Source organism: Nocardia pseudovaccinii, from assembly GCF_050942345.1.
GTDB lineage: Bacteria > Actinomycetota > Actinomycetes > Mycobacteriales > Mycobacteriaceae > Nocardia > Nocardia pseudovaccinii.
Map to the genome: position 1 here is coordinate 5,768,344 of NZ_CP192074.1, position 15,649 is coordinate 5,783,992.

Here is a 15,649-nt window from a genome sequence, read left to right on the forward strand (position 1 = left end):
GTTACAACAGTTTTCAGATAATGCCCGAACGCGAAACCTTAATCGGGACACCGCGTTTGCCCACCCGCTCAGCGCTTCCCGGCGCGGGCGGGCGGCGATTCCAGCGGGGGGCGGCCATTCAGATAGGTCTCGAAAGCATCAAGATCGATCGGTCCGACGGTCTTGTCGGCGCTCTCGGTGAAGACCGTGAAACCGTCGCCGCCCGAAGCCAGGAAGCTGTTGGTGGTGATGCGGTAGGTGGCGACCGGGTTGAGGGGTTGGCCGCCGATGCGCACGCTGTCTGCGACGACCTTGCTGCCCTTCGGACTCGACTCGACATAGGTGTAGGTGAGCCCGGCGGGCGAGAGCACGGTTGCCTTGCCGTTGCTCCATTGCTGCTCGAGCAGACGCAGGATCTGACTGCCCGTCATGGTGACGGTGACGACCTGATTGCCGAACGGCTGCACGCTGTAGATATCGCCGTAGCTGATCTGACCGGACTTCAGATCGGTGCGTACCCCGCCCGGATTCATGAAGGCCGCGACCGCCGCCGCTGGTGCGGCCGCGGTGACCGAGAGCATCGAGTCGGCGATGACATCGCCGAGCGGCGATTCGCCGGAGCCCGCCGGTTCGTGTGGCAGCGACGCCGCCGCGATGCCGACCGGCCGCTCCGCGCGCGGCTTGGCCTGCTCGGCATAGAAGTCGATCAGCGAGGTGGTGGCCGCGTCCGGAGTGACCTCCCGGGTCACCACCCGGTTGACCGCCGATGCCTGCACACCGTCAGCGCCGAAGCGCAGGGTGACATCGGTGATCAGCCGACCGTAGGAGGCAGCCTGGGTGACCACCTTGCCGTCGATGGTGCAGACATACGGCTGATGCGAGTGTCCGGTGAACAGCACCCGCACCGCGGGATCGACACCGGTTGCCAATGCGGTGACCTCGGGGGAGATATTCGCACAACCGTTGTAGTCGACCGCCGTATTCTGAGCTGTCTTCTGCACACCACCGTCGTGCACCAGGGCGACCACCGTTTGCGCACCGGCCGACTTCACCTCGGGGACATAGCGATTGATCGCCGCGACCTCGTCACCGAAGGTGTAGCCCCGAATGCCTTCCGGCAGCACGATACTCGCCGTCTCGGGCGTCACCGTGCCGATGACACCGATCTTGTGTCCGCCGACCTCGAGCATCGTCCACGGCCGCAGCGTGGGCGGTAGCTTGCCGTCCGCACCGGTGACATTGGCGGCCAGAAAGGGAAACTTCGCTCCGGTGAACGGCGCGCCGGGCGAGCATCCGGCGAGCGCGCACCCGCCCTGCTGCAGTCGCGCCAATTCGACGACGCCGCTGTCGAATTCGTGATTGCCCACCGAGGAGGCGGCCAGTCCGACGGAATTCAGGAAGGTGATGGTCGGCTCGTCGTGGAAAAGTCCGGAGACCAGCGGGCTCGCGCCGATATTGTCCCCCGCCGACACCACGGCACTGGCCGGATACGCCTTCTTCAACCGAGCCAGATGGGTCGCGAGGTAGGCGGCACCGCCCGCGTCGTGTCCGGCGATCTTGCCGGTGGAACCCGTGGGCGGTTGCAGATTGCCGTGGAAATCGTTGAGCCCGAACAGATGTACCTCGTCCGACTGCGCGCCGCGCAGATCGTCGGTCGAGATGAGCGGGATCACCCCCGGTGCCGTCGAGGTGGTCGGGTGACCGCTGTCGGATGCGGTACCGCATCCCGCCACCAGGGCGATGCTCACGAGTCCCGCAATGATCATGCCAATGCGACGGTGCGCTCTCATACTTCTGACTGTCCCACGCCCGGGTGCCATCGGCATGAATCTCGTGCGAACACACCGACGGCGGGGTCGATGCTCGGCCCCGCCGCGCGGATTTCCCGGTTATACCCGGCCCGCCGCGAAGTCCGCGGCCGGCCAGAACGCCCAGCCGTAGTTCGTGTGCTGGCTCGGGTCGAAGCCGCCACCGCAGATCGGATCACCACCGGTGCAGTAGTCGGCGGTCTTCCAGGCGTAGTTGCCGGGGACGCCCCAGCCGATCAGCCGGAGGGGATCACCGAAGAGCAGAACCGCGGAGACCTTCCATTCGAGATCGCCGGGGAGCACGTAGATCCCGGGCAACGCGGTCACGATGCCGGTGCCGACGACACCGTGCACGACGGCCGCGCCCTGCGAGTAGCCGACCAGGATGAACTGCTGATCCGGGCACATTTGCGACTGCCGAATGACATGGTCGGTCATGTCCTGGGTACCGCGGCTCAGCGACGTGGGGTCGAGCAGGTCCGCGGGATAGTCCACCCGGTAAGCGCTGCTGCTCACCGGAAGTGCTTGAAGCAGCGTGTTATACAGCGGGTCGCCGACGACGGAGCCGAGCCACCCGGGTTCCCCCGTGCCTCTGGCGACGACCACATCGACCGCGGCACAGTCCGCCCGTGCCTGCGCGCCGATGCTGGTCACCACCCCCGCCGTCGCGACGAGCAATAGCACAGCGAATACCCGTGCCAGCCGCCACTTCTCGAGGATTCTTATCTTCCGGATTTCCATCGTGATCACCTCTCACGCCGTTGTGAGAAGCTGAGTGACCATTGTCAGCGACAACTGTCACCCGGCTATATCCGTGAAGGTAAGAACGATAGAAAGTTGCGTCAAGCAACCCAGCTGAAGCGAGACCGGTTCAGCGCTGAATCGTGTCCTGGAATCCGTTCCCGCACACGATGATTCGGGCGCCTATGGGATGAGAACCGCTGCGCCGGTGAAACGTCCGTATGCGAGATCCGCGAGGGCTCGATCCGCCGTACCGAGGGAGTACCCCGTTGTGGTCACATGTATACGGTGTTCGCCCGCCAGCGCGAGGAATTCGCGCGCGTCGGCGCGGGTATTGGCAGTCACCGAGCGAATCTCGCGCTCCTGGAACAGATGCCGCTGATAGTTCAGCGCCGGGATATCGCTGAGATGGATGCCCGCGACGGCGAGGATGCCGCCGCGATCGAGCGCTTCCATTGCGGGCAGCACCAGCTCGCCGATCGGCGCGAACAAGATCGCCGAATCCAATTGCACCGGAGGCCGATCCGCCGCACCCTGCACCGAGGCCGCGCCGAGATCGGCGGCCAGCTCGCGCGCGGCCGGATCCCTGGTCATCACATGCACCTCGGCACCGCGCGCCAGCGCGACCTGTGCGGCGATATGCGCGCTGCCGCCGAAGCCATAGATACCGAGCCGTCCACCCCTCGGCAGGTCGGCGCGCTGCAGCGCACGATAGCCGATTATCCCGGCACACAGCAGCGGCGCGGTTTCCATATCACTGTATCCGCCGGGCAGCCGGTGGGCGTAAGCCGCTGGGACAGTGGCATATTCGGCGTAACCGCCGTCCGCGTCCCAGCCCGTGTACTCCGAATTCGGGCAGAGATTCTCCGCGCCGCGCAGACAGTACCGGCAGCTGCCGCAGGTGTGGCGCAACCAGGCAATGCCGACGCGATCACCCACCGCGAATCCGGGAGCCGAGGAGCCGAGTGCCCCAGCGGATCCCGGTCCCTGCGCCACCACCTCCCCCACCACCTCGTGCCCGGGCACCACACCGGGCCGATGCACCGGCAGATCCCCCTCGGCGACATGCAGGTCGGTGCGACAGACCCCGCAGGCCAGTACCCGCACCAGGAGTTCACCGGCCGCGGGCTCGGGCACCGCTTCACGAACGAAGTCGAGCGGTCCGCCATCGATCGGTCCCGGCCATCGCACCCGCCAGCCGGTCATCCCCGTGGTCGCCGCGCTCGCATTCATACCGATCGATCACTCCTCACCGACAGGGAGAACGGTCTCTTCGGATTATCCCTGCCGACCGCGCTGGTTCACCCGTTCCGCCGAAGGCGAGTCGGCCTTCTGATACATTTCTGTATTGAATACATTCCTGTATCGAATGGACCGGATGCCCGAGGAGGTGCACCTTGGCCTCGACCACCGATGCGGAGACCCCGATGCGCCGGGTGACCCGACGGCGCACCGAAACACGTAAACGCCTGCTCACCGCCGCGTATCAGGTCTTCGCCGAGGAGGGCTTCGGCCGGGCCTCGGTGGAGCGCGTCTGTGAACGGGCCGGGTTCACCCGTGGCGCCTTCTACTCCAACTTCACCTCGCTCGACGAGTTGTTCCTGACCATGTGGGAGCAGCGATCGGCCGCCATGATCGCCGGTATCCGCGCGACCCTCGACGGCTTCTCGATCGACGGCGTCGCCGATATCCGCGCCGCGGTCGAACGCTTGGACCGCGCCGTACCGATCGACGAGGACTGGTTCCGCATCACCGCTGAATTCACCTCGCACGCGCTGCGCACACCCGGCCTGCGGCAGGTGATGGCCGGACGCGAGGAGGCGATCGTCGCGGCGCTGATGCCGACGGTCGTCGCCGCACTGGCCCGTGTCGGCCGGACCGTGCCCGATCCCGTCGCGCTCGGACAGGCCTTGGTCGCGGTGCACGACGGCACCGCCGTTCAGGTGCTGATGGAACCCCGCAGCCGCACAGTGCGCATGCGACGCACCGACCTTTTCTGCCACATCGTGCTGGTCTACAGCACCGAAACCGAAGGATGACCATGAGCGACCCGAGTCCCGAATTCACGCAAGAGGCAGATGTCATCGTCGTCGGTGCGGGCCTGGCCGGGCTCGTGGCGACCCACGAACTGGTCAAGGCCGGCCGCAAGGTGCATGTGCTGGACCAGGAGAATCGCAATAACCTCGGCGGCCAGGCCTTCTGGTCGCTCGGCGGATTGTTCTTCGTGGACAGTCCGGAGCAGCGCCGCCTCGGCATCAAGGACTCCTACGAACTGGCACTGCAGGATTGGTTCGGTTCGGCGGGTTTCGATCGCGAGGACCAGGACTACTGGGCCCGCCAGTGGGCGCGGGCCTATGTGCGCTTCGCGGCTACCGAGAAGCGGGACTATCTGCACGAGTTGGGTTTGCGGGTGACGCCGCTGGTCGGTTGGGCCGAGCGCGGTGGCGCCTTCGCCGATGGGCACGGCAATTCGGTGCCGCGCTTCCACCTCACCTGGGGTACCGGCCCCGAGGTGGTGCGGGTATTCCAGGAGCCGGTGCTCGAAGGTGAGCGCCGCGGACTGGTCGGCTTCAGTTTCCGGCATCAGGTCGACGAGTTGATCGTCGAGGACGGTGCGGTGGTCGGCGTGCGCGGCAGCGTGCTCGAGCAGACCGATCTGGAACGCGGGCGGGCTTCGTCACGAAATGTGGTCGACGACTTCGAATTCCGCGCCAAGGCGGTGATCGTGACCTCCGGCGGTATCGGCCACAATCACGAGCTGATCCGCCGCAACTGGCCCACCGAACGGCTCGGTCCGGCGCCGGAGACCATGATCTCCGGTGTGCCCGCACACGTGGACGGGCGGATGCTCGGCATCTCAGAGACCGCGGGCGGCGCCATCGTCAATCGCGATCGCATGTGGCACTACACCGAGGGCATCAACAACTGGAATCCGATCTGGCCCGATCACGCCATCCGGATCATCCCCGGTCCGTCCTCGCTGTGGTTCGACGCCAATGGAAAGCGTTTGCCCGCACCGTGTTTCCCGGGCTTCGACACCAATTCGACGATGAAGGAGATCCTGGCCACCGGTTACGACTACTCCTGGTTCGTGCTCACCCAGGCGATCATCGAGAAAGAGTTCGCGCTATCGGGCTCGGAGCAGAATCCGGATATCACCGGTAAGGATCTCAAACTCACTCTCAAGAGCCGGGTGGCCAAGGGTGCGCCCGGTCCGGTCGAGGCGTTCAAACAGCACGGGGTCGACTTCGTGGTCGCGAATACCTTGCGCGAGTTGGTCGATGGCATGAACAAGATCGCGCGCGGCCCGCAGTTGGACTTCGACGAGCTGGAACAGCAGATCGTCGCCCGCGATCGTGATGTCGCCAATAAGTACTCCAAGGACGCGCAACTGATGGCGATCAACAATGCGCGCCAGTACTTCGGCGACAAGGCGGGCCGCGTGGCCAAACCGCATCGCATCCTCGATCCGGCCAGCGGGCCGCTGATCGCGGTGCGGCTCAATATCTTGACCCGCAAGACCCTCGGCGGACTGCAGACCAATCTGGATTCGCAGGTGATGCGTCCGGACGGCACACCGCTGCCGGGACTGTATGCCGCGGGCGAGGTCGCCGGATTCGGCGGCGGCGGTGTACACGGCTACAACGCACTGGAGGGCACCTTCCTCGGTGGCTGCATTTTCTCCGGCCGTGCCGCCGGACGGGCCTTGGCCGCGAAACCGAGCTAGGCGTCACAGCCTGTCGCGACGACGTGAGACGGCGGCTGCGGTGTCGTGGCCGGGATCTCCGGTGTCGGCACTGGTTCGGGGGCGGGCTCGGTATAGAGGCTCATGCCGGTGTACCGCTGGCCCTGCTCCAGGGAGATCCCGGTGACTTCTGCCTGATGCCCGTGGACATCGGTCACCTGTGCCGAGAACGGTCCCGACCCGGCGCCGCTGATCGTCCAGTAGTTGTCCATGCCGCGATTGAGCTCCTGCCACGGCCCGCCCATCGCGGACCGTAATGCCACCCGCTGGATGGGGTTTCCCGATCCGGTGACCAGCATTGCCAGCCAGGAGGCCGAGGAGTCCGGCTTCAGCTCGTAGATCAGCTCGGGCGCGGGAAGCGGATCGCGGACCACGGAATATCGAATCTGCGCGACGCCGTCGGAGCGATCCGCGATCTGTTCGAAGGCCGCGGTGCTCAAATCCAGTTGTCCCGGAGCACATCCTGGGCACCGGTCGGCGATCAGCACTCGGACGTCACCGCGCGGGCCGTGCACATCGAGATACGCACCGCACAGATCGGCGTGCCCGTACTCCCGAGTGGAGACGCCCACATAGAAGCCGCTCGTCGGCAGTCCGGTGAACGAACACGCGATTCCGGGGCCGAAGACGTAGTACCGTGCCTCGCCCGGGCGTGTGGACGGCGACGCGTCCACCGTATGCCAGTTGGCGACTCCGGTGCTACTGCCCGCCACCATCATTCGCGAGGTATCGGTCCCGGTGTCCGGCACCCGATGTGTCGCCTCGCACGACGACTGCGGCTCGGGTCCGGCGGCCCAGATCGTGACCGCGACCGCGGTCAGTAGCACGCCAGCGGACGACCACAACCACCGGGAGCGGAAATGCTGCTGTTGGATCGGTATTCGGTGCACCGCTGTCCCCGACTTCCGGCTCACCCAACTCGCGGACTCTCCATCCTGACTCCATCAGGAAAGCAGGCCGACCCGCGACGCATGACTCGAACGAAAAATCTCCGTAGTGAAACATGCACATGTCGGCAATCTCACGGCAAATAGCTAGCATTCGGCGACGAAGATCGGAAAAGATTTCGTTGCTACGAGGTGGCCCTTGCCTGTTCGGCGTCCACACCCGAGAGTTGATGGTCCATCCGATCGCGCTTGGCGCGCAGATAGCGGATGTTGTGTTCGGTCGGCGTCGCCTGCAGCGGCAGCCGCCGCACGACCGTGACCCCGTGCTGTTCCAGGCCCGCCTCTTTGGCCGGGTTGTTACTGAGCAGCCGAACCGACCGGATGCCGAGATCGGCGAGCACGTGCGCACCTGCCGCATACCCTCGGGCATCGACCGGCAACCCGAGTGCGAGATTCGCTTCGACGGTATCGGCGCCGCGATCCTGTAATTCGTACGCCCGCAGTTTGTTCAACAATCCGATGCCCCGCCCCTCCTGTCCGCGTAGGTAGACCACCACGCCACTGCCCTCCTCGGCGACCGCACGCAACGCGGCGTCGAGTTGGTCGCCACAGTCGCAGCGCAGCGAGCCGAGAGCGTCACCGGTGAGGCATTCCGAATGCAACCGCGCCAATACGGATTCGCGACTCGGTTCACCGAAAACCAGTGCGAGGGTTTCGGTTCCGGAGATCTCGTCGCAGTAGCCGATGAGGCGGAATTCGCCGTATCGAGTCGGCAAGCGGGTCTCCACGACCCTGGTCAGGGTGGGTTCGGCCCGGTGGCGGTAGGCGATCAGATCGGCGATCGAAATAATCGGCAGTGCATGGGTTTCGGCGAAATCGAGCAGTTGCGGCAGACGGGCCATCGAGCCGTCGTCGTTCACGACTTCGGCAATCACACCTGCGGGTCGCAGTCCGGCCAGCCGGGTCAGGTCGACGGCGGCCTCGGTATGCCCAGCGCGGCCGAGCACACCGCTGGGATGCGCGCGCAACGGGAAGACGTGGCCGGGCCTGGTCAGCTGGTCCGGCGTGGTGCGCGGATCCGCCAGGGTGCGCACCGTGCGGGCGCGGTCGGCGGCCGAAATCCCGGTCGTCACACCGGAAGCCGCATCCACCGACACCGTGTACGCGGTTCCCTTGGGATCCTCGTTGATCGGTGTCATCGGCGGCAGCTGGAGCCGATCCACATCCCCGCCGGGCAACGGTGCGCACAGCACGCCGCTGGTGTGGCGGACCATGAAGGCGATGGCCTCGGGCGTGGCCAGTGCGGCGGCGAGGACCAGATCGCCCTCGTTCTCCCGATCTTCGTCGTCGACGACCACAACCATGCCGCCCGCGGCCAGAGCGGCGAGCGCGGTCTCGATCGTGTCCAGCGAACGCTGCTGTGCGAATTCGATGCGCATATGACTAGTAGAAGTATTTCTATTAGTCATATCAAGCGCCATCCCACTCAGTGAGCGGGATCAGGAAGCGCGGCGCCCCTTCCCCTTCGCGGACTTCTTCGGAGCGGTCTTTGTCGCGAGTTTATCCACGTCGGCGAGCAGCGCCTCGGCGAAATCCCGCTCGGCCTCGTAATGCCGTATGCACCAGCGCAACACCGCGCCGGGGTAGGCCCAATCCGGATTCTCGTCGGCGCCCTCGGCATCGACCTCGGCGAGTTTGCGCATCCGCTCCGCGTATCCGATGTGCTCGGAGAGAATTTCGCGCAACCGGTCCGGTTCGGCGAGATGCCCCAGCCAGGCGCGCAACATGACGCTGTGCTTGAGCACCGGCGCCTCCACCGGTGCGTGGTTCACCCACTGCGCCGCCGCGGCGCGGCCGCTCTCGGTGATGGCGTACATGCGCTTACCGCGCACGCCGTCGTCCTGCAGCACCGTGCGCGAGGTGGCGTAACCGTGTTTCTCGAGGCGTTTGAGCTCGGCGTAGATCTGACTGAACGACGGGCTCCAATAGAAGAATTGCAGGCTCCAGTCGGCCCATTTCTTCAGGTCGTAGCCGGAGAGTTCGTCGGCGTGCGAGAGCATGCCGAGCACGGCCCAACTCGTCGTCGGCAGGTCGGGAACTTCGGCGCTCGCCACAGACTTCGCTTCGGTCACGATAGGACTATACCGCTTAGGCATATTTCGGGTGCAAAGTCCCGCTGAGTGGGACACGCCCCGGTGATCGGGGCGCGAGCGCCGGGAGTAGTCTCGCCGCATGTCGCGTACGCGCATTATTCGGATCGGCACCCGATCCAGCCCGATGGCCCTGGCTCAGGCCGAGCAGGTCGCCGGATTGCTGGCCGGGCTCGGGGTCGAGAGCGAGCTGGTCAAGGTAACCACGGCGGGCGATCGGTGGATGGGCGATCTGTCGAAGCTCGGGGGTAAGGGCGCCTTCGTCAAGGAGATCGATCGAGCCCTGCTCGATGACGAGGCAGATCTGGCGGTGCACTGCCTCAAGGACATTCCCGGTGATATTCCGGTGCCGGAAGGGCTCGCCTTCGCGGGTCATCTGCCGCGCGAGGACGTGCACGATGCGGTGATCACCCGAACCGGCGCGCCGCTGGCCGAACTCCCCGAGGGCACGGTCGTCGGCACCAGTTCCGTGCGCCGGACCGCACAGCTGCGGCTGCACTATCCGCATCTTGCGGTGAAGCCGTTGCGCGGCAACGTCAATACCCGATTGGCGCGCCTCGAAGAGGGCCATGTCGATGTGCTGATCGCGGCTGTATCGGGGCTGCACCGCGTCGAGCAGGCGCACCGGATCACCGAAACCCTCGACCTGGACACCATGTGCCCGCCGATCGGGGCCGGCGTGATCGCACTGCAGTGCCGCGACGACGACGCCCAACTCCTCGATCTCGGTGCGCGCCTGGACGATCCGGCCACCCACCGGCACGCGGATGCCGAACGCGCGATGCTGCACGCACTGCAGGGCCACTGCAACTCCCCGATCGCCGGACACGCCACGACCGACCCCACCGGACGACTCACCTTGCACGGCAAGGTCTTCAACCTCGACGGCAGCCAGTGGCTCGACGCCAAACACTGGGGCGTCCCGGACGACCCGAGCGCCCTCGGCTTCTTCGTCGGCGCGGACCTGCTGCGCCAGGGCGCACGCGCGATCATCGACTCGATCCCGCACTGAACTGGTTCGGGGCGTTCAGTCGGTGAAGCCGTCCATCATGGACAGCACGCGGAGCATGACTTCGTCGGCGCCGCCGCCGATGCTGAGCAGGCGGCTGTCGCGGTAGGCGCGCGAGGTCCAGGTTTCTTCCATGTAGCCCATGCCACCGTGCACCTGTAGGCACCAGTCGGCGACCTGTCGGCCGAGGCGTGCGGCCTCCAGTTTGGAGATCGTGGCCATCCGGGTGACATCGGTGCCTGCCATATAGGACTGGGCGGTGGACTCGGTGTAGACGCGGAGCATGTCGACGCGCGCGGCGAGTTCGGCGTAGGTGTATTGCAGGTATTGGTTCGCGGTGAGCGGGTGGCCGAACAGCTTTCGGGCGCGGGCGTAGTCGCGGGTGGCCTCGAGTTCGATGGCGCAGGTGATGGGGACGCTGTAAGAGGCGAACATGCGCTCCATCACGAACTGCGACATCTGCTGTTGGAAGCCGCGACCGATTTCACCGATGGTGTTGCGCACCGGAACTCGGACATTGTCGAAGGTGAGCAGGCCGGTGTCGGAGGCGCGCATACCGAGCTTGTCGAGCTTGCGGTCGACCCGGAAGCCCGCGGTGCCGGTGGGGACGACGATCTGGCTCATGCCGCGGTAGCCGCCCTCGTCGGAGGTGCGCACCAGGGTGCAGAGCCAGTCGGCCTGAACGGCATTGGTGATGAACATCTTCGAGCCGCTGATCACCCAGTCGTCACCGTCGCGCCGGGCGTGCGTGCGAATCCCCGCCACATCCGAACCCGCCTCCGGTTCGGTAACCGCTACACCACAGACCATTTCGCCGCGCATGGCGGGCGCGAGAAACTCCTGTTTGAGTTCTTCGCTGCCGTGCGCGTGCAGCGACGGCGTCGCCATCGCGACCTGCACCCCGAGCGCCATCGGGAACGAGCCGTGGGCGACCCGCCCGAGTTCCTGGCACAGCACCACCGTGAACAGATGGTCCGCGCCCTGGCCGCCGTAGGCCGGATCGTATTCCAGCCCCAGCATCCCGAGCTTCGCCATATCGGCGAAGACCTCGTGCAGCGGCATCCACTCCGCCCGTTCCCACTCGTCGACCCGCGGATTGATCTTCTGCTCGACATACCGCCGAACCAGCGCCCGGAACTCCTGATGCTCATCGCTGTAGATCACATCGCCCTCCTCAATGAGGTCCCACCCCCGACGCTAGCCGAGCGTCACACCGCCCGCAGGCAGGTCCCGCTCACAATTCGACGCAACCACGGCCGAGACCTCTCGCCCCGACCACAACGCCATGTAACAGACCCGAATCACCGCCACCGAGCGTGGCGCGGAAACAGCGCCCGCCCCGCCTCGTGCGCAACCTCGACCAGCACCCGCGCCAAACGCGCGGTGTCCAACGCCGTTCGATCCCCACCGATTTGACCGGACAGCGAGAGTGCGCCGGTGGCTGCTCCGCGACCGCGAATCGGCACCGCGACGCAGGAGATCCCGGTCACCGACTCCTCGTTGTCCACGGCAATTCCCTGCCGATGCCGGATCCGGGTCAACTCGCGGTGCAGTTCCGCCCGGTCGCAAATGGTGCGCGGCGTCAATTGCGGCAACCGGTCCCGGAAGGAGGTCTCGATAATGCTCGGCTCCAGCGAGGCCAGTATCGCCTTGCCAAGGGCCGTGCTGTGCGCGGGCATCCGGCCGCCCAGGCGGGTCGGGATGCTCGCGGTGTAGCGGCCACCGGCCTTGTCCAGATACAGCACCTCGCGTCCGTCGAGCACGCCGAGGTGGCCCACCATGCCGGTCCGCTGACACAGCTCGTGCAGCAGCGGACTCACCACATCGCGAATCTCATTGTGATCGGCGGCGAGTCCGCCGAGTTCCAGCGGACGCAAGCCGAGGCGGTAGCCGCCGGGCGCGTGCGCCAACCAGCGCAGCCGGATCATCTGGTCCAGGATGCGGTGCACTGTGGACCGCGGCAGGCCGGTTCGCTCGGCCAATCCGAGCAGCGTCAGAGTCGGTGTCGAACCGTCGAAAGCGTCTAGGATCAGCGTCATTCGCTCGATCATGGAAACCGGCGGCTGCGCGGGCCGGGTGGTCGGACGACCCGGACCCGATAACAGCTCGTCGGATCCCGGACCGGTCAGCACCTCGACCGTCATGGCGCACCTCCATTGTGTAGCTCATACAGCTTAGAAGTATTTCGATTAGGCATGTCCGTTTTCGGCACACCTGCTTGTGTCCCCAATCACAGTGCCGTCACGCGGACGACGTCGAATCCCGAAAACTACGGAGATCGCTACGGATCTTCTCGGTAGCCGGAACCGACCATTGACAGCCCACCGCGCGCGCCGCTTACCTTCATGGCGAAACGGAATATTTCTAGTCGAAACTAGGAGCGCTATGGCCGTCGTGCTCGACTTCAAGGCCGTCCTCGGCCGGTTCGCCACCGGAGTCACCGCGATCACCGCCCTGGACGGCGCGCAACCCGTCGGGTTCGCCTGCCAGTCCTTCTCCGCACTATCGCTGGATCCGCCTGCCGTGGCCCTGTTCCCGGCCCGGACCTCCACCACCTGGCCGCGGATCCGCACGGCGAGCAGGTTCTGCGTGAACGTGCTCGCCGCCGATCAGGAGCAGGTGTGCAGACAGCTCGGCCGCAGTGGACCCGACAAATTCGACGGACTCGACTGGACCCGCTCCCCCAACGGTTCGCCGCTGCTCGACGGATCCATCGCGTGGATCGATTGCGAGCTCGGCGGCGAGCTGGACGGCGGCGATCACACCATCGTCATCGGCCATGTCACCGCACTGGGCGCGGGCCGCGAGGCCGATCCGCTGCTGTTCTACCGCTCCGGATTCGAGCGCCTTACCACTGCCTGAGCCGTCTCCCGGCCAGTGAGACCACACCTTTGCGCGTCCATCGGCGCGCCGAACCATCGAAACGACAGCCCGACGAACGTGGAGGAACCATGACCGACGATCAGGTGCGCGTGATCGACACCGGCACCCCGCCCACCCGATATGCCCGGGGTTGGCACTGCGTCGGCCTCGCCGACAGCTTCCGCGACGGCAAACCGCACACCATCGAAATCTTCGGCACCGAACTGGTGGTTTTCGCGAGCGCGGACGGCACCCTCAATGTGCTCGACGCCTATTGCCGACATATGGGCGGCAACCTCGGCGACGGCATTATCAAGGGCGACACCATCGCCTGCCCGTTCCACGATTGGCGCTGGCGCGGCAATGGCCGTTGTGCCGCAATCCCTTACGCGCGCCGCGTACCACCGCTGGCCCGCACCAAATCGTGGATCACCTTGGAGCAGAACCGGCAGCTGTTCGTCTGGAACGATCCCGAAGACAATCCGCCGCCCGCGGATATCACGATCCCCCGCATCGAGGGCGCGTTCAGTGACGAGTGGAGCGACTGGACCTGGAACCAGATCACCATCGAGGGCGCGAACTGCCGCGAAGTCATCGACAACGTGGTGGATATGGCGCATTTCTTCTACGTGCACTTCGCCTTTCCGACCTACTTCAAGAACGTCTTCGAGGGCCACATCGCCAGTCAGTACATGACCTCGATCGGACGCGCGGATGTGCAGGGCGAGTTGGCCAAGGAGGCGGGCGCGGAGAACACGCTGCATTCGGAGGCGCACTATTACGGGCCCTCCTACATGATCGATTACCTGGTCAACGAATCCAGCGGGCAGCGGGTCGAATCCGTCCTCATCAACTGCCACTACCCGGTTTCGCCCACCAAATTCGTGCTGCAGTACGGCGCGATCGTCAAGAAGTTGCCCGGTTTGTCGCCGGAAGATGCCGATGCGATGGCGGTGCGTTTCGCCAATGGACTCGGGCGCGGTTTCGAGCAGGATGTGGCGATCTGGGAACGCAAGACCCGCATCGACAATCCGCTGCTGTGCGAGGAGGACGGGCCGGTCTACCAGCTCCGGCGCTGGTACGAGCAGTTCTACACCGATATCGCCGAGGTGGAGACGAAGATGACCGACCGCTTCGAATTCGAGGTCGACACCACCCGTGCCGTCACGGCGTGGGAGGCCGAGGTCGCCGAGAATCTGGCCGCGCAACGCGCGGACGCCTGAACGGATCGGTAATGGATTGCATCACCTGCCATACCTGCCGGAATCAGGTGTCGGTGGTCAAATTCAGCCCCGCGCACACCAGTGTGCAGTGGAGTTCCATCGCTCGCGCGCACTGCGCCGAGTTCGCTCGGAACGACGGCGGGCCCGTGCGCGGGTGTGCGGCATTGCGCGACAGCATCGAAAAGGCTGTCAGCGCGGGCGAAGTCGGGCTGAGCACCCGTGATGGGGATCTGCTGTGAGTGCGGCGGTAACGTTTCGAGTTGTTCGAGTAACTGCCGAAACCCAGGATGCGGTCTCCCTGGAGCTGGTCGCCGAACCGGAGGGTCACCTTTCCTATCGGCCCGGCCAGTTTCTGACACTGCGGATACCCAGCGAACGAACCGGTTCGGTCGCGCGCTCGTACTCGCTGTCCAGTGCGCCGCACGAGGGCCGACTCACGGTCACCGTGAAGCGGACAGCGGGCGGATACGCTTCGAACTGGCTGTGCGACAACGCTGTTCCCGGCATGACAATCGACAGCTTGCCGCCCGCGGGCATCTTCACACCCGATTCACTCGACTCCGATCTGCTCTTATCGGCTGCGGGCAGCGGGATAACGCCGATGCTGTCCATCCTGAAATCGGTACTGGCGCAGGGCACTGGACGGTGCACGCTCATCTACGCCAACCGCGACGAGGAATCGGTGATCTTCGCCGATGAACTGAGGTCATTGACCGCCGAGCACCCGAACCGGCTCGTTGTGCTGCATTGGCTGGAAGCTGTTCAGGGCTTACCATCGGCGCCCACACTGACCACCTTGATCACACCGTGGACCAGTCGCGAGCTATTCGTCTGTGGCCCAGCACCTTTCATGGATGCTGTCGTCACAGCCGCCGACAACCTGGGCATGGACCGGGTGCACGTCGAGAAATTCGTCTCGATCTCCGGCGATCCCTTCGCCGAAACCGAGGTCGAAGACACCGACGACGCTGCCATCGTCGAGGTCGAACTCGACGGCGCCACCAACGAATTCGCCTGGCCCCGCGATACCGTACTGCTCGATGTGCTGCTCGCGCGTGGTATAGCGGCTCCGTACTCCTGCCGCGAAGGCGCCTGCAGCGCCTGTGTCTGTCGTGTCGTCGACGGCGAAGTGAAGTTGCTGCGTAACGAAGTTCTGGAACGTGCAGATCTGGCCGACGGCTATGTGCTCGCCTGCCAGGCGGTTCCGGTTACCGATGCGGTCCGGGTCACCTATGAATGAGGAGA

General features: G+C 65.5%; 15 protein-coding genes. 7 read left to right on the forward strand and 8 right to left on the reverse strand.

The annotated features are described in order from the left end of the window. Nucleotides 1–68: 68 nt before the first annotated feature. The 3 genes from ACQPZ2_RS25935 to ACQPZ2_RS25945 all read right to left on the reverse strand — a co-directional run bounded on the left by ACQPZ2_RS25935 (nt 69) and on the right by ACQPZ2_RS25945 (nt 3,761). Nucleotides 69–1,745 carry a bifunctional metallophosphatase/5'-nucleotidase gene (locus ACQPZ2_RS25935; protein WP_433520824.1) on the reverse strand — a complete coding sequence of 559 codons (1,677 nt, stop codon included), beginning with the start codon at nt 1,743–1,745 and terminating at the stop codon, nt 69–71. A 123-nt stretch (nt 1,746–1,868) separates the two neighbouring features. Beyond that, nucleotides 1,869–2,528 carry a cutinase family protein gene (locus ACQPZ2_RS25940; protein WP_433520825.1) on the reverse strand — a complete coding sequence of 220 codons (660 nt, stop codon included), beginning with the start codon at nt 2,526–2,528 and terminating at the stop codon, nt 1,869–1,871. Nucleotides 2,529–2,711: 183 nt separating this feature from the next. Further along, on the reverse strand, nt 2,712–3,761 hold the full coding sequence (locus ACQPZ2_RS25945) for a zinc-binding alcohol dehydrogenase family protein (RefSeq protein WP_433520826.1): 1,050 nt from the start codon (nt 3,759–3,761) through the stop codon (nt 2,712–2,714). Between the two features lie 194 nt (nt 3,762–3,955). On the opposite strand from ACQPZ2_RS25945, the gene ACQPZ2_RS25950 reads away from it, so the two are divergent. Both ACQPZ2_RS25950 and ACQPZ2_RS25955 read left to right on the forward strand, forming a co-directional pair. Then, on the forward strand, nt 3,956–4,567 hold the full coding sequence (locus ACQPZ2_RS25950) for a TetR/AcrR family transcriptional regulator (RefSeq protein WP_433527527.1): 612 nt from the start codon (nt 3,956–3,958) through the stop codon (nt 4,565–4,567). Further along, nucleotides 4,564–6,255, forward strand: coding sequence for an FAD-binding dehydrogenase (locus ACQPZ2_RS25955; protein WP_433520827.1), 1,692 nt, complete (start codon nt 4,564–4,566; stop codon nt 6,253–6,255). The genes ACQPZ2_RS25950 and ACQPZ2_RS25955 overlap by 4 nt, the downstream gene beginning before the upstream one ends. On the opposite strand, the gene ACQPZ2_RS25960 is transcribed toward ACQPZ2_RS25955, so the two are convergent. The 3 genes from ACQPZ2_RS25960 to ACQPZ2_RS25970 form a co-directional block, all read right to left on the reverse strand. After that, the gene (locus ACQPZ2_RS25960) at nt 6,252–7,187 is read right to left on the reverse strand and encodes an expansin EXLX1 family cellulose-binding protein (RefSeq protein ID WP_433520828.1); all 936 of its coding nucleotides are present in this window, start codon (nt 7,185–7,187) and stop codon (nt 6,252–6,254) included. The two genes, ACQPZ2_RS25955 and ACQPZ2_RS25960, sit on opposite strands and share 4 nt — an antisense overlap. A gap of 158 nt (nt 7,188–7,345) precedes the next feature. After that, nucleotides 7,346–8,599: a bifunctional 3,4-dihydroxy-2-butanone-4-phosphate synthase/GTP cyclohydrolase II gene (locus ACQPZ2_RS25965; protein WP_433520829.1), complete on the reverse strand. Its 1,254-nt coding sequence runs from the start codon at nt 8,597–8,599 to the stop codon at nt 7,346–7,348. Between the two features lie 60 nt (nt 8,600–8,659). Further along, on the reverse strand, nt 8,660–9,292 hold the full coding sequence (locus ACQPZ2_RS25970; protein ID WP_433520830.1) for a PadR family transcriptional regulator: 633 nt from the start codon (nt 9,290–9,292) through the stop codon (nt 8,660–8,662). 100 nt (nt 9,293–9,392) lie between these two features. On the opposite strand from ACQPZ2_RS25970, the gene hemC reads away from it, so the two are divergent. Beyond that, nucleotides 9,393–10,322: a hydroxymethylbilane synthase gene (gene hemC, locus ACQPZ2_RS25975; RefSeq protein WP_433520831.1), complete on the forward strand. Its 930-nt coding sequence runs from the start codon at nt 9,393–9,395 to the stop codon at nt 10,320–10,322. 15 nt (nt 10,323–10,337) lie between these two features. Here hemC and ACQPZ2_RS25980 read toward each other — a convergent pair whose 3' ends face one another. Both ACQPZ2_RS25980 and ACQPZ2_RS25985 read right to left on the reverse strand, forming a co-directional pair. Beyond that, nucleotides 10,338–11,483: an acyl-CoA dehydrogenase family protein gene (locus ACQPZ2_RS25980; RefSeq protein WP_433520832.1), complete on the reverse strand. Its 1,146-nt coding sequence runs from the start codon at nt 11,481–11,483 to the stop codon at nt 10,338–10,340. A 137-nt stretch (nt 11,484–11,620) separates the two neighbouring features. Then, complete coding sequence (locus ACQPZ2_RS25985) at nt 11,621–12,463, reverse strand: IclR family transcriptional regulator (RefSeq protein WP_063037530.1); 843 nt, start codon at nt 12,461–12,463, stop codon at nt 11,621–11,623. 241 nt (nt 12,464–12,704) lie between these two features. Here ACQPZ2_RS25985 and ACQPZ2_RS25990 point away from each other — a divergent pair, with 241 nt between their 5' ends. The 4 genes from ACQPZ2_RS25990 (at nt 12,705) to ACQPZ2_RS26005 (ending at nt 15,644) form a co-directional block, all read left to right on the forward strand. After that, nucleotides 12,705–13,181 carry a flavin reductase family protein gene (locus ACQPZ2_RS25990; RefSeq protein ID WP_433520833.1) on the forward strand — a complete coding sequence of 159 codons (477 nt, stop codon included), beginning with the start codon at nt 12,705–12,707 and terminating at the stop codon, nt 13,179–13,181. A gap of 89 nt (nt 13,182–13,270) precedes the next feature. Beyond that, nucleotides 13,271–14,404, forward strand: a complete 1,134-nt coding sequence (locus ACQPZ2_RS25995; protein ID WP_433520834.1) for a Rieske 2Fe-2S domain-containing protein — start codon at nt 13,271–13,273, stop codon at nt 14,402–14,404. Between the two features lie 11 nt (nt 14,405–14,415). Continuing rightward, a complete protein-coding gene (locus ACQPZ2_RS26000) occupies nt 14,416–14,643 on the forward strand; it encodes a hypothetical protein (RefSeq protein ID WP_433520835.1) in 228 nt (75 codons plus the stop codon). Next, the gene (locus ACQPZ2_RS26005; protein WP_433520836.1) at nt 14,640–15,644 is read left to right on the forward strand and encodes a 2Fe-2S iron-sulfur cluster-binding protein; all 1,005 of its coding nucleotides are present in this window, start codon (nt 14,640–14,642) and stop codon (nt 15,642–15,644) included. The genes ACQPZ2_RS26000 and ACQPZ2_RS26005 overlap by 4 nt, the downstream gene beginning before the upstream one ends. Nucleotides 15,645–15,649 lie beyond the last annotated feature (5 nt).